Origin of the sequence: Streptomyces violens, assembly GCF_000717745.1 — a bacterium.
Classification (GTDB): domain Bacteria; phylum Actinomycetota; class Actinomycetes; order Streptomycetales; family Streptomycetaceae; genus Streptomyces; species Streptomyces violens.
Genome location: NZ_JOBH01000031.1, coordinates 19,236 through 32,299 on the forward strand (window position 1 = coordinate 19,236; position 13,064 = coordinate 32,299).

Here is a 13,064-nt window from a genome sequence, read left to right on the forward strand (position 1 = left end):
CCTCTTTCGGCGGTCCGCCAATAGCTATGACCGCAAGTCAACAAACTTTGTCCTTGCCGTGGATAAACGAAGATCACGGCGCTACCGTCCCAAGCGGCGTACTGCCGAGAGCGCTTTCTGCGAGGGGAGCAAGATGACCGAGACAGCCGAAAAATCCACCGTGCGGGGTACGTTCAGCCGCCGGCTGTTCGCGGGCGGGGCCGCCGCCGCGGCACTCGGCACGATCGGCCTGGCCCCCGCGGCCTCGGCCGCCGCGCCCCAGGGCTCCGTACGCAGGGCGGGCGCGGGCGGCGAGGTGAAGCACCTCAAGCTGTACATGGAGAAGCTCGCGGACGGGCAGCTCGGCTACGGTCTGGAGAAGGGCAAGGCCACCATCCCCGGCCCGCTCATCGAGCTCATCGAGGGCGACACCCTGCACATCGAGGTCACCAACACCCTCGACGTCGCGGCCAGCCTGCACGTCCACGGCGTGGACTACGACACCGCCAGCGACGGCACGAAGACGAACCGCAGCCACATCGAGCCGGGCGGCACCCGCACCTACACCTGGCGCACCCACAGACCCGGCAGACGCAAGGACGGCACCTGGCGCCCCGGAAGCGCCGGTTACTGGCACTACCACGATCACGTCGTCGGCACCGAGCACGGCACCGGCGGCATCCGCAAGGGCCTCTACGGGCCGGTCGTGGTCCGCAGGGAGGGCGACATCCTGCCCGACCCGGACCGCCAGTTCACCATCGTCTTCAACGACATGACGATCAACAACCTGCCGAAGGGGCCCGACTTCAAGGCCACCATCGGCGACCGCGTCGAGATCATCATGATCACGCACGGCGAGTACTACCACACGTTCCATGTGCACGGTCACCGCTGGGCCGACAACCGCACCGGCCTGCTGGAAGGCCCGGAAGACCCCAGCCGGATCGTCGACAACAAGATCACCGGCCCGGCCGACTCCTTCGGCTTCCAGTTCCTGGCGGGCGAGGGCGTGGGCGCCGGCGCCTGGATGTACCACTGCCACGTCCAGAGCCACTCCGACATGGGCATGGCCGGCATGCTGCTGATCGCCAAGCCGGACGGCACGATTCCCGGACACGACGGGCATCACTGACCGGACCGGGCGCCCCGGCGCGGCATGATCGGGGCATGAGCCGTCCCGTCGGCCGGGTGTCCCGGCGCACCGCCGTCCTGGCGGCGCTGCTCGTCGCGACCGTCGTGACCGCCGTACTCGGCACCGTCCCGACCGACGGGAACGCCGCCCCCTGCGCCGCCAGGAAGATCGCCTCCTGGGCCCCCGAACCCCGCCTCACGAACGCCTTCGCCCGGTACGGCGACGACAACTCCCGGCTGGACGACTGGACCGGCGGCGACGGCACCCACTCCGTACGCCTCCCCGACGGCCGCACCCTCTGGCTGTTCTCCGACACCTTCCTCGACCGGGTCCAGGGCCCGCCCAACCCCAAAGGGCAGCCGCACTCCTGGCGGCGGAAGGCCGATGGCGGCGGCCCGCCCGGGCTGCTCCGCAACTCCCTCGTCGTCGCGGATCCGTCGGGACGCCCGTACCGGACCCTGATCCGCCGCACCCCGGCCGGGCCCGCCGGCTACTTCCCCGACCCGCCGCGTGCACACGGGCCGGCAGGGGCGTGGCGCTGGCCCGTGGCCGCGCGCGTGGAACCCTGTACACCCGGATCATCCGAACGGGTGCTCCGCGTCCTGTTGTGGAACCGATCCCCGGGAACGGGTCCCTGGCTCTTCGGCGAGCCCCGCAGCACCGAGGTCGCCACGCTCTCCCTGCCCCGGCTGCGCCTGGAACGCGTCACCACGGTCGCCGACCGCACGGCCGTGCCCGACCCCGGAGCCCGCGTGCTCTACGGGACGGCGGCCGTACAGGAGGGGCGATACACCTATGTGTACGGCGGCGACGCCCCCACCGGCCGCCCGGCGGCCCAGGCGTACCTCGCCCGGGTCCCCGCCGGCCGGCTCGCCGAAGCCCGCGCCTGGCGCTACTGGGACGGCCACGGCTGGCGCGCCGACGCCGGGCGGGCAGTGCCCGTGCTGCGAAGCACCGGTCGGCGCGGCGTCGGCAGCGCTTACACCGTTGTCCGGGACGGCGGTACCTGGGTGCTGTTCACCATGGACGCGGCGGGTGCCGGCGGCCGCGGCCTGGCCACTCTCACCAGCTACTGGTCCTGTACCGCACACGGCCCCTGGCACGGCCCGAACGGCGCGATCACCCCGCCCCGGCCACCCGACCCGGCGGACTCCGAGGAGCGCACCGCGGTCTACAACCCGCAGGCGCACCCGGAGTTCACCGGCCGGCCCGGCCTGTTGCTCAGTTACGACGTCAATACGCTGGGCCCGCCCGGCAGCCCGGCCACCGGCGCGGTCAACGACGATGTGACGCTGTACCGGCCGCGCTTCCTGCGGGTACGCATGACGACCTGAGCTTCACCCGGCCTCCCCGTACCGGATCAGATCGGCGGCCCGCTCGGCAATCATGATCGTCGGGGCGTTGGTGTGACCCCGTGTGATGTTCGGCATGACCGAAGCGTCCACCACCCGCAGGCCCTCGACGCCGCGGACCCGCAGCGCCGGGTCGGTCACCGCGTCGTCGCCCGTACCCATCCGGCAGGTGCCCACCGGGTGGTACAGCGTCTCCGCCAGCGCCCGCACCATGGCCTCGGTACCGGCGTCGTCCGTGCGCTTCGGGCACGGCGGCAGCGCACCGCCGACGTGCGGGCGCAGCGCCGTGGTGTCGTACAGCTCGTCGGCGAGGCGCACCCCCGCGACCATCCGCCGCAGGTCGGCCGGCGCGCTCAGGTAAGCGGGCTCGATGCACGGCGGCGCGGCCGGATCGGCGTCGGTCAGTGTGATCCGGCCGTGGCTCTCCGGCTGGAGCAGGATGACGCCGATGGTCACGCCGTGCTCGGCCGGCGGCGTGAGGCCGTGGCCCACGAACGGCACCGGCGCGAAGATCAGCTCCAGGTCCGGCGCCGCGACGTCGGGCGCACTGCGCACGAACGCCACGGCCTCGCCGACGTTCGAGGTCAGCGGGCCGCGCCGGGCCAGCAGATAGCGCGCGATGTTGGCGGGTGTGTCGGCGCCGGTGAGCGTGACCGGGTGCTGCGCGTACCGCAGTACGGGCACGGAGAGGTGGTCCTGCAAGTGCCGCCCGACGCCCGGCAGATCGGCCACCGGCGCGATGCCCAGCGCCTTGAGGTCCTCGGCGTCCCCGATGCCCGAGCGCAGCAGCAGCTGCGGGGAGCCGATCGCGCCGGCGCTCAGCAGCACCTCGCGCCGGGCCCGCAGCACGCCGTCCGCCAGCTCTACGCCGCACGCACGGTCCCCGTCGAAGAGGATCCGGCGCGCCTCGCTGTCCGTCAGCACCGTGAGGTTGGCGCGCCGTAGCGCGGGCCGCAGATAGCCGTCCGCCGTGCTCCAGCGCCGCCCGCGCCGCTGCGAGAGCGGGGTCGCCGCACAGCCGCTGTGATCGGGGGTGTTGAGCTCCGGCAGCAGTGGGAGGCCGGATTCCGTACAGGCGTCGAGGAAGGCGGTGGAGAGCGGGTGCAGATCGCGCGCCGGGGAGATCCACAGGGGGCCGGCCGAGCCGTGCACCGGTGCCTTGCGCGCCTCGCCCCCCGATGGCGGGCCCGCCCATCGCTCGGCCCGCCGGAAGTAGCGTACGACCTGGTCGTACGACCACTCCTCGCCGGCCGTGGCCGCCCAGGCGTCGTAGTCGTCGCGGTGACCGCGCACCCACATCATCGCGTTCAGCGAGGACGAGCCGCCGAGCGTACGGCCGCGTGGCCAGTACAGCGCCCGGCCGTCGAGCGCCTCCTGCGCGGTGGTGGTGAAGTCCCAGTCGTACGCCGTCTTGAACAGCTTCGGGAAGGCCGCGGGGATGCGCACTTCCTGCCTGCGGTCGGGGCCGCCCGCCTCGACCAGCGCGACCCGCACCGTCGGGTCCTCGGAGAGCCGGGCGGCGAGCACGCAGCCCGCGGAGCCTGCCCCGACGACGATGTAGTCGTACGTGGAGCCGTACGTTCCCGAAGCCGCGTTCCTGCGCGGTCCTGACCGCCGTACCATCCGCAACTCCCTTGCCCCGTCGGCATGGTGACCGGAGTGATCGCCGAGTGCAGCGTAGAGGACGGGGCGCCGCACGGTCAGGGGTGCGGAGTACGGGGTGCGGGATGCTGGCTGGGGTCAGGAGTGCGGCGCCGCCGTGGGGGCGGCACTCGGCGACGCGGTCCGCGGTGTGATGTACGGGTACGCGTTGTTGCCGCCGCAGACCAGCGGGCCGACCTCCACGTCCTTGCCGCGCACGGTCACCGGTACCTCCTCGGGCGGCCGGTCGCCGGGCACCTGCCCGTTGGCCGCGGTGCACACCAACTGGCTGAGCGCGGGCTGGTCGAGCTTCTCCGGATCGTCCGGCATGGTCACCGTGAGGCGCCCCTCGCGCGAGGTGACCGTGACCCGGCCGCGCAGATCCGGCAGCGCGGTCGTCAGCCCCCGCTGCCGCTCGGCCGCGTTCGGGCCGGTCAGCAGCAGGTCCACGGCGCCCTGCGGGGTGGCCGGGCGGTCCGCGGAGCGGGCGGCCGACCGCAGCCCGGTCGAGGCGAGGAAGAACAGCTGCACGTCGGCGGGGGCCTGCCCGTCCGACTTCAGCCCCGTCGCCGGCTCCCCGGCGTCGATCACATCGCTCGGCTCGATGCCACAGCCGGCGAGGGTTCCTACGAGCAGCGCGGCCGCGACGGCACCCGTCCGCACCCTTGCGCGCGCCCCGCTCCTCACGCCTCCTCCTCGCCCGACCGCAGCGGCAGCCCGATCGTGAAGACGGCGCCGCCCTCCGGGGAGTTGGCCGCACGCAGGGTGCCACCGTGCAGTCGTACGTTCTCCATGGCGATCGCCAGCCCCAGGCCGCTGCCCTCGGAGCGGGCGCGGGCCGAGTCCGCCTTGTAGAAGCGGTCGAAGACGTGCGGCAGCACCTCCGGGTCGATGCCCGGCCCGTTGTCCGCCACCTCGATCTCCAGCCGGCCGTCCTCCGGGGCGCGCAGCCGTACCGCGACGGGCTCGCCCCCGTGGTGCAGCGCGTTGCCGACCAGATTGGCGACCACCACGTCCAGCCGGCGCGGGTCCAGCCGGGCCCGCACGTCCGCCGCCAGATCGGTCGTCACCCGGTCCTGCCACGCCCTGGCCTGCAGCGTCTTGCGGATCGCCTCGGCGACGTCCACGTCGTACACATGGAGCGCCGCGGCACCCGCGTCGAACCGCGACACCTCCATCAGGTCCTCCACCATGCGGGCCAGTTTGCCGGTCTCCTGGCTGATCAGCCGCACCGCCGACGCGGTGTCCGGGTCCAGCTCCCCGGCCTCCGCGTCCTCGTCCAGTACGTCCGTGACCGCGCTCATCGCGGCGAGCGGCGTGCGCAGCTCGTGCGAGACGTCCGCCGCGAACCGCCGCGAGTTGGACTCCAGCCGGCGCAGCTCCGCGACGTTCTCCTCCAGGTGCGCCGCCATGTCGTTGAACGTACGGGACAGCTCGGCCAGTTCGTCCCCGCCCTTGACCTCCAGCCGGGTGTCCAGCTTGCCCTCGGCGAGCCGCCCGGCCGCCTGCCGCAGCTTGCGGACCGGCCGCAGCACGCCGCGGGCCGCGAACAGCGCCGGTACGAGGGCCAGCGCCAGCACCGGCAACGCGCCCCGCTGCGCGGCGCTCACCAGCTCCTCGACGTTCGCCTCCTCGGCGCGCAGCGGCACCCGGGCGTACACGGACAGCTTGGACGGGGCGTGATCGTGTGCCCGGGTGACCGGCATGCCGATCAGCAGCCACGGCTCGCCGTCGCGCTCGACCCGCTGGAACGCCGGTACATGGCGCTGCTCCACGGACTCCCGCAGCGCGTCCGGCACCGCCACGTTCGCGTCCGAGCCCTCGCCCGGTACGCCCTCGTAGTCCGCCTCGACGTCCCAGTCCCGGGCCTTGCCGGACCGGTCGAGCTGCCGGGTGAACTCGTCGAGGTCGGCCCTGCTGGGCGGCACGGGCAGGTCGGGTGCGAGCGAATTGATCTGAGCCCGCAGATCGTTGATGGCCGTGTCCTGCGAGCGCTCCAGGATCGCGTTCCGCGCCTCCCGGTACGTGAGCGCGGCAGTCGTCAGCGCGCTCACGGCCGCGACCAGCAGAAACGCTACGACGAGCCGGGCCCGCAGGCCACGCAGCAACTGCCGCAGCCGGGTCCGGCGGCTCTCCGCGGAGGGTGCGACAGGCGCGTCCGTTCCTGTATTCGTTCCGGTCTCCCTGCCCGTCTCCGCTCCCGTTTTCGTTCCCGTCACAGCGGGCCGAAGCGGTAGCCGAAGCCGCGGACCGTCTGGACGTACCGCGGGCTGCGCGGGGTGTCCTCGATCTTCGTCCGCAGCCGCATCACACACGCGTCCACCAGCCGCGCGTCCCCGTGGTAGCTGTGCTCCCACACATGCTCCAGCAGCTGCTGACGGCTGAACACCTGCCCCGGCGCCGCCGACAGGAACAGCAGCAGCTTCATCTCCGACGGTGCCAGCGCCAGGTCCTGGCCGTTCTTGGCCACCACCAGCCCGGCCCGGTCCACGACCAGTTCGCCGTGCGCCTCCACCGGTACCGGACCCGGCTCGGGCGGCCCGGCGTCTCCCAGCGCGGGCGGCGCCGTACGCCGCAGCACCGCCCGTATACGGGCCTCCAGCACCTCGCCCCGGGCGGGCTTCACGATGTAGTCGTCCGCACCCGCCTCCAGGCCGAGCACCACATCGAGGTCGTCGCCGCGCGCCGTGAGCATGATGATCGGCAGCTGCCGGTCGGCCCGGATACGGCGGCACACCTCGAAGCCGTCCTTGCCCGGCAGCATCAGGTCCAGCAGCACGATGTCGGGCCGGAAGGCCGGCAGCGTGGTCAGCCCCTCCTCGCCGCTGGCCGCGGCCGCCACCTCGTGGCCGCGCCGCCGCAGCGCGAGCGAGACTCCGTGCCGAACGGCGGCGTCGTCCTCGATGAGCAGTACTCGTGGCATGTGACCAGTATCGGTACGTTTCTTGACGGGTCGGTAACAGGGGCGGTTCGGCGGCTCTTGGGGCTCGCTCGGTTCGCTCAGCCCTCGCCGCCGAGGAGCTCCGCGAGGCCGCCGTCCACGTCGAGCCGCTCCTCCCCGGCGGGCACCGCCTCGTAGGCGCGTGCCAGGAAGAGCCGGATGTCGGCAGAGCTCATCTGGACCATCGCGACGCCGTCCGCCACGTGCAGCTCCAGTACGGTCCGGTCGTCGCCGAGCGGCCGCACCCGTACGTCGCCGGTGCCGGCCGCCCCGCGCAGCCCCTGGGAGAGCAGCTCCCGCGCGAACGTCCATTCCACCGCGGCGCCGTCCAGCGAGATCTCCGGCGGAAAGGTCATCCGCACGGCCAGCGGGTCGGCCGGGTGGTAGTGCAGGGTGGCGGGCACCGGGCGCGACCCCGGCGCGGTCGCGATCAGACGGACCTGTACGGCTTGGTCGATGGCGCTCTGCATCGCGGCTGCTCCCTTACGGCTGTCGGGTCGTGATGGTGGCCGGGCGTGCACACGGCTCACTCTGCTAGACGCAGTGCCCGGGTGAGCCGTGCATGTGACAGGGGTGTGATCTATGTCATGTCAGGTGTGAACCGTGTCATCTGGGGGAGGCGCCCACATTCGGCCACCTCCCGGTCTGCTGTGTCAGATACGGGATATCAGGTGTTCCTACTGGTCACGCACCCGGGTCCCGCCTTTCCCGCCCGGACCCTGCCCTGCACGTCCGGGTTCCGCCGTTCCTGCCCGGGTTCCGCCTCTGCGCACTTGCCCATCCGGGGGAGGCCGTCTTCACGCCTCGCGCAGCAGTGCCGCGAGGTCGGCGTCCACGTCCAGGAAGCGGGGCTCGGCGCCGCGCGGCACCACGAGGTACGCACTCGCCAGGAAGCGCCGGAGATCGGCGGAGGCGAACCGCACCATCGCCATGCCGTCGGCGGCGTGGAACTCCAGCATCGTGTGGCGCGGCCCGCACGGCCAGGCGTGCACGTCGCCCTCCCCGGCCGGCCCCAGCAGCCCCGCCGCCAGCAGATCGCGGCCGAACGTCCAGCGGACCTCCGCGCCGTCCAGCGAGGCCGCGGCCGGGAAAATCGCCTGGACGGCGAACGGATCGGTGCTCTTGTAGCGCAGACGGGCGAGGACGGCGCGCGACTGCGGTGCCGTCGCGATGAGGCCGGCCTGAACAGCGTGGTCGATGATGTCCGGCATCGTCGGCTCCCTGGTGTCTGTCCGGTGCGGTTCCTTGCCTGTACGACATCTATGACGGCCGCATCGTTACGGCAGTGCACCGGATTTCCGCGTGAGCTGCGTCACGGCCCCCGAGGGAAGCGGACAACCGCTCCTCACACCGACCGCGCGCCGCCTCCCGGGGACAGCGGCCGGGGGCAGGACGCTTGCGCTCTCCGCCGGCTTCCGTACGCATTCCGGCGCCCGGGACGACCACCGGATACGCCGAACGTACCGGCCACCGCGGCCGGACATGCGTACGCCACTCCGGAGCGGCGCGGAGCGGTGCGGTGTCGGCGGCCGGTCGTACGACCGGTAGCCGTTCCTACGACCGGTACTGCTCCACCTGGGACGACGGGCGGACGGCCGCCTCGTCCGGGTTCTGCCCGAACTCGCTCTTGGCGCGCCGCTGCCGCAGCAGGTCCCAGCACTGGTTGAGCTCCCGTTCCAGCGCCGCCAGCTGCGTACGCTCCTCGTCACCGCCGGTCTCCTCGGTGGCGATGCGCTCACGCAGCGCCTTCTCGGTCTCCACCATCGCCGCGATACGGGAGAGGATCTCCTGCTGGTCCATGGGTCACTCCTCACTACCGGACAAGCCCCTGGGCCCTACGGCTCACTGTAGGAAGCGGCGCACCCGGCCGCGATTCGGCGTGACGAGGCTTTGCCGTGCCGACCGGGGGCCGGGTGCCTCGGCGGCCCGGGGCCGCTCTCAGGTGCGTGGGGCGCCCAGCCGTCCTTCGAGGTGCAACAACAGGTCGGAGAGGGTCGTGGACAGGTTCCCCAGTTCCTCGCCGGACAGCCCGGACAGCAGGCTGGACTCGAACGAGAGCTGATCGGGCAGCAGCCGGTCGATCAGCTCGCGGCCCTGGTCGGTGAGGCTGAGATGGGCGACCCTGCGGTCGCGAGAGTCGGCGCGCCGGGCGACCAGCCCGCGCTCCTCCAGCAGCCGCAGCCGCTTGGTGACGGCGGCGCCCGACGCGAACGTCTCCCGCGCGAGCTGCCCCGGCGTCAGCTCGCGTCCGGTCCGCCGCAACGTGCCGAGCAGATCGAATTCCGCGCGGGTCAGCCCCTCCTGCACGAGCGGAGCGTCCACCGCCTGCTGGAGCAGCGCGGAGCAGCGGTTGAGCCGTCCGATCACGGCCATCGGCCCGGTGTCGAGACCGGGATGCACCTGCTGCCACTGCCGCAGCACCCCTGCGACGATGTCCTCGGCCACGCTCAGCTCTCCTTCGTCCGCCGTTCTTCCGCGCCCATTCTGCCCACGGGGCGCGTACCCGTGTCTCACGCCGTGGTCCGGTTCGTACGCCTGTTACTGCTGCTGGCCCTTTGGACCACTGGACCGCTACGCCGCCAGCGTCGGTGCGGTGAGGCGCCGTACGAGGCGGGCGAGGGTGCGGTGGCCGTCGCGCTCCGTGAGGGCGACGCGCTCGGCGGGCAGGGCGCGCTGCCACCACTCGCCGGAGGCGACCTCGACGGCCTCGCGCAGCTCGACCAGCGCCGCGGCGAGCCGGTCACGGGCCCACCCCATCTCGTGTCCCACCTCGTGCCCCGCCGCGTGGTCGTCCGGCAGATCCGCGTCGAGCACCGCGGCCGCCGCTTCCCGGGCCGCGACGACACGGGCCACCGCGGCCTCGATGCGGTCGGTGGCGCGCCGGTTGGTCACCAGTACGCAGCAGATCAGGCCGATGACCGCGCCGACCACCGTGTCCACCCACCGGTCGCGCACGAGGACGCCCGCGGGCATCGCGTTGCCGAAGGAGGTGAGCAGCAGCGCCATCGGGGTGACGCAGACCGAGCCGAGCCAGTAGTTGCGGGGAATCCACGCCTCCGCGCCGATCTGGAAGAGGAGCACCAGCAGCACCATCGCCAGGTGACCGGTGTGGATCACCGGCAGCAGCGCGGTGAAGAGCAGCAGCCCGAGGAGGTTGCCCAGGGCGCGCTGAACGGCGCGCTGCCAGGAGAGCGTGGTGTTGGCCTGGAAGACCGAGGCCGCGGTGACCACCGCCCAGTACGGGTGCTCGGAGCCGATGGCCATGGAGGCCCAGCCCGCGAGCGTACAGCCGATCATGACGCGCACCCCGATCGGCAACAGCGGCGAACCGGGCCGCAGCTGCTCCAGCACGGGCCGGAAGCCGCGCAGGTGGCGCAGATGATCGGGGGAGGGGCGACGCAGCTGAGCGGGGGAGGGCCGACGCAGACCGGCCGCGCCGCCGTCCCGCCCGGAGCCGGCGCCGGTCCGGGCCAGCGCTTCCTGGTCCGCACCGGCCATTGCCGCCTGGTCGGCGGCGATGCCCGCCAGTTCCGCGGTCTGCCCGGCGTCCAGTGCGACCTCGGGGAGCGGCCGGCCGCGGCGCAGGTCCTGCGCCCAGGCATCGAAGCGCGCGGCGTCCGCGGCGCGGGTCCCGGCGGCCGGCTCGGCCAGGGCGGATTCGGCCTGAATGAGCAGGCGCTCCAGACGGGCCCTGGCGTCGTACTTGGCCGCACTGCGGGCCGGTACGAGGAACAGTGTCTGCCACGCGGCGTTGACCGCGGCCGCGGTGGCGTGGCGGGGGCCGGCGGCCTCGGGCGCGGCACGCAGCAGCCCGGCCGCGGCCTCCAGCGCCCGCGCCGTGGCGATCCGCTGCGGCCCCTCCGGCCGTACGAGCGCGGGCGCCATGCACACCAGCCATGCGACGGCGCCGCCCGCGACGGCGAGCAGCAGGTGGAAGGGGATCAGGCCCGGCCGCTGCGGCACGAAGAAGGCCGAGGCCGAGATGAAGGTGATGATGAGGTTGCCGGGCGGTCCGATACGGGTCGCGTCGCACATCATCTTGTGCACCGCCGCCAGCGCCGAGGCGATCAGTACGAGCAGCATGGTGTTGCCGATGAAGGCGGAGCTGACCAGGCCGACGGCAAGGCTGGCGATCATGGAAAGGACCACCCAGGCGACGGTCCGGGCCCGCGCGGCATACGGCTTGCTGTGCCCGTAGAGCGCACACATCGCACCGGCCGAGGTGTAAAGGACCAGGTCCATCCGGTCCAGGGCGAGCAGCGTCAGATCGGGTACGGCGACGGCGACGGCCGCACTGAACGCGGGCTTGTGCCAGTGCCGCGCCTCCATCGGCCGCCGCAGCCGCACGGTGCTCTTGACCGGCAGCGGCCGCGCCCGAATAACGCTCTTCGTCTCGTTCTTGGTGTCGCTCTTCGTGCCCTTTTGTCTCAGTCGCGTCGGTCCAGCATGCTTGCCCATGCAAAAAGGTTAGCAGGTATTTTACTAGTGAAGAATTGGATCAAGGAGGGTCAAGGAGGGCGCTCACGGTGAGGGTCGGGAGAGGCGGGCAGCCCGAAGGGCGGTCACCGCGGGCTGCCCGCCGGCCCCCGCCAGCCAGCCGTTACGTACCGTGCGTCCTCATCATCAACAGGGACGGTTCTTGACGTACAGCGCCCGTGGATCGCGGTCCGTCCCGTAGCGCACGTTCTTCGTCGCGCCCTTCTTCAGCCGGCCGCGCGTATCGGGGCGCGTCGGTACGACGACGGTGTAGCAGGCGGTCCGCTTTCCGCACAGGTTCGTCAGCCGGACATACCGCTTGTGCTTCTTCGTGAAGTACTTGACGACCTTGACGCACTGTGGCGTCCGATGGTGCCCGGACGCGGCGGCGGCCGGCTCCGCCGACGCTATCCCCAGCGCCCCGCTCAGTGCGGCGGCAGCGATGACTGCAGCCAGAAATCTACGCATGGGTCCCCCCGTGATCGGTCCACTTGACTATCGCATTTTCCGCGAGCCGGACAAGGGGCACCCCACCCACACAACGGAGCACGCTGCGCTACAGGGGGCACGCGGGGCGCCCGACACGGGAGCACGCCCCCGAGAACGCTCCACCCGTGCTGCGCACCCGCCCCGCGAACGATGGACCTCGCACCCACCTCGCTGTCACGGCCGTCGATCGGCAACCGGTCGCGTCGATCGTTACAAGTGGTTGACCGGGTGGTTGATCAGGCGGTCGATCAGGCGGTCGATCGGTTACAGATGGTCGATCCGCAGGTATCGCAACGCCCGAGCGGCCAGCGCCATGACGTCCTCCGCCCCATCTCCCCGTGCCCAGTACTCCATCGCCACCGTGATCGCATCGATCAGTGCCGCGGCCAGCAGTCGGGTCTCCATGCTGTCGGGGTCGCCGCCGGTACGCGGCGCGAGCACCGGTGCCAGCCGGTCCTGCAGCTCCCGCCCGGCCGCCAGCCAGCGCGTACGGAGTGCCGGTACCGAGCCCATCACCCGGAGCAGCCGCCGCGCCCGGTCCGCGTCCGCCAGGCGACGCAAGGACACCGAGTCGGCGAACGCCGCCTCGACGGCCTTGCTCAGCGGCTCATCGGCAGGCCGCGCCGCCAGCTCGTCGGCGAGGCCGCTGACGCTCGACGTGAAGACCGGCGTGAGCGCGTCCTCCTTCGCCGGGCAGTACCGGTAAAAGGTACGCAGCGAGATACCGGCCGCCCCCGCGATGTGCTCGACCGTCGTCGCCTCGTACCCACGCTCGGAGAACAACTCCGCCGCCGCCTCGGCAATCGCCATCCGGGTCGCCTGACGCCGCCCTTCATCGATCGACGGCCGCCCCCGCTCCACTCCCATACGCGTCGCCCCTCTCCGGCCCGCTCCCCGCGCCCCGTACTCCGGCACCACCTTCCGGACCCGATCGCGTCACTCTGCCACAGCCCCCCACAACACCCCCGTCCTCTGCGGCGCCGCGGCACTCACAGCGCTTGCACCCCCATGTGGTCCGCACCGCACCGCGGCCCCCGTCCCACGCCCCCCGCCC

At 72.5% G+C, this 13,064-nt stretch carries 13 protein-coding genes; 2 read left to right on the forward strand and 11 right to left on the reverse strand.

Annotation, left to right across the window (positions count from 1 at the left end; translation table 11 throughout):
• The first annotated feature begins 133 nt into the window (after positions 1-133).
• Together IF04_RS0134860 and IF04_RS0134865 are read left to right on the forward strand one after the other, a co-directional pair.
• Positions 134-1,111, forward strand: coding sequence for a multicopper oxidase domain-containing protein (locus IF04_RS0134860; protein WP_030267538.1), 978 nt, complete (start codon positions 134-136; stop codon positions 1,109-1,111).
• Positions 1,112-1,146: 35 nt separating this feature from the next.
• The gene (locus IF04_RS0134865; RefSeq protein ID WP_030267539.1) at positions 1,147-2,445 is read left to right on the forward strand and encodes a DUF4185 domain-containing protein; all 1,299 of its coding nucleotides are present in this window, start codon (positions 1,147-1,149) and stop codon (positions 2,443-2,445) included.
• A 3-nt stretch (positions 2,446-2,448) separates the two neighbouring features.
• Here IF04_RS0134865 and IF04_RS0134870 read toward each other — a convergent pair whose 3' ends face one another.
• The 11 genes from IF04_RS0134870 to IF04_RS0134920 form a co-directional block, all read right to left on the reverse strand.
• Positions 2,449-4,086 (reverse strand): GMC family oxidoreductase, encoded by a 1,638-nt coding sequence (locus IF04_RS0134870; RefSeq protein ID WP_051831837.1) that lies wholly within the window; start codon positions 4,084-4,086, stop codon positions 2,449-2,451.
• A 117-nt stretch (positions 4,087-4,203) separates the two neighbouring features.
• A complete protein-coding gene (locus IF04_RS0134875; protein ID WP_051831838.1) occupies positions 4,204-4,791 on the reverse strand; it encodes a hypothetical protein in 588 nt (195 codons plus the stop codon).
• Positions 4,788-6,212, reverse strand: a complete 1,425-nt coding sequence (locus IF04_RS0134880) for an ATP-binding protein (RefSeq protein ID WP_342668240.1) — start codon at positions 6,210-6,212, stop codon at positions 4,788-4,790. The genes IF04_RS0134875 and IF04_RS0134880 overlap by 4 nt, the downstream gene beginning before the upstream one ends.
• Positions 6,213-6,319: 107 nt before the next feature.
• On the reverse strand, positions 6,320-7,027 hold the full coding sequence (locus tag IF04_RS0134885; protein ID WP_030267548.1) for a response regulator transcription factor: 708 nt from the start codon (positions 7,025-7,027) through the stop codon (positions 6,320-6,322).
• A 77-nt stretch (positions 7,028-7,104) separates the two neighbouring features.
• The gene (ssgD, locus tag IF04_RS0134890) at positions 7,105-7,515 is read right to left on the reverse strand and encodes a spore wall synthesis regulator SsgD (protein ID WP_030267551.1); all 411 of its coding nucleotides are present in this window, start codon (positions 7,513-7,515) and stop codon (positions 7,105-7,107) included.
• 327 nt (positions 7,516-7,842) lie between these two features.
• Positions 7,843-8,256, reverse strand: a complete 414-nt coding sequence (gene ssgD, locus IF04_RS0134895) for a spore wall synthesis regulator SsgD (protein WP_030267553.1) — start codon at positions 8,254-8,256, stop codon at positions 7,843-7,845.
• Positions 8,257-8,599: 343 nt separating this feature from the next.
• Positions 8,600-8,845 (reverse strand): DUF2630 family protein, encoded by a 246-nt coding sequence (locus IF04_RS0134900; RefSeq protein ID WP_030267555.1) that lies wholly within the window; start codon positions 8,843-8,845, stop codon positions 8,600-8,602.
• Positions 8,846-8,983: 138 nt separating this feature from the next.
• Positions 8,984-9,490, reverse strand: coding sequence for a MarR family winged helix-turn-helix transcriptional regulator (locus tag IF04_RS0134905; RefSeq protein ID WP_030267557.1), 507 nt, complete (start codon positions 9,488-9,490; stop codon positions 8,984-8,986).
• Between the two features lie 126 nt (positions 9,491-9,616).
• Positions 9,617-11,503: an FUSC family protein gene (locus IF04_RS0134910; protein ID WP_078601199.1), complete on the reverse strand. Its 1,887-nt coding sequence runs from the start codon at positions 11,501-11,503 to the stop codon at positions 9,617-9,619.
• Between the two features lie 165 nt (positions 11,504-11,668).
• A complete protein-coding gene (locus tag IF04_RS0134915; RefSeq protein WP_030267561.1) occupies positions 11,669-11,989 on the reverse strand; it encodes a hypothetical protein in 321 nt (106 codons plus the stop codon).
• Between the two features lie 285 nt (positions 11,990-12,274).
• Positions 12,275-12,820 (reverse strand): TetR/AcrR family transcriptional regulator, encoded by a 546-nt coding sequence (locus tag IF04_RS0134920; RefSeq protein ID WP_169746168.1) that lies wholly within the window; start codon positions 12,818-12,820, stop codon positions 12,275-12,277.
• Positions 12,821-13,064: the final 244 nt, after the last annotated feature.

Bases quoted from the DNA above. Each gene is read 5' to 3' on its own strand.
- IF04_RS0134860 (WP_030267538.1), top strand. From the start codon at position 134: ATGACCGAGACAGCCGAAAAATCCACCGTGCGGGGTACGTTCAGCCGC.
- IF04_RS0134865 (WP_030267539.1), top strand. From the start codon at position 1,147: ATGAGCCGTCCCGTCGGCCGGGTGTCCCGGCGCACCGCCGTCCTGGCG.
- IF04_RS0134870 (WP_051831837.1), bottom strand. From the start codon at position 4,086: ATGGTACGGCGGTCAGGACCGCGCAGGAACGCGGCTTCGGGAACGTAC.
- IF04_RS0134885 (WP_030267548.1), bottom strand. From the start codon at position 7,027: ATGCCACGAGTACTGCTCATCGAGGACGACGCCGCCGTTCGGCACGGA.
- ssgD (WP_030267551.1), bottom strand. From the start codon at position 7,515: ATGCAGAGCGCCATCGACCAAGCCGTACAGGTCCGTCTGATCGCGACC.
- ssgD (WP_030267553.1), bottom strand. From the start codon at position 8,256: ATGCCGGACATCATCGACCACGCTGTTCAGGCCGGCCTCATCGCGACG.
- IF04_RS0134900 (WP_030267555.1), bottom strand. From the start codon at position 8,845: ATGGACCAGCAGGAGATCCTCTCCCGTATCGCGGCGATGGTGGAGACC.
- IF04_RS0134910 (WP_078601199.1), bottom strand. From the start codon at position 11,503: ATGGGCAAGCATGCTGGACCGACGCGACTGAGACAAAAGGGCACGAAG.
- IF04_RS0134915 (WP_030267561.1), bottom strand. From the start codon at position 11,989: ATGCGTAGATTTCTGGCTGCAGTCATCGCTGCCGCCGCACTGAGCGGG.
- IF04_RS0134920 (WP_169746168.1), bottom strand. From the start codon at position 12,820: ATGGCGATTGCCGAGGCGGCGGCGGAGTTGTTCTCCGAGCGTGGGTAC.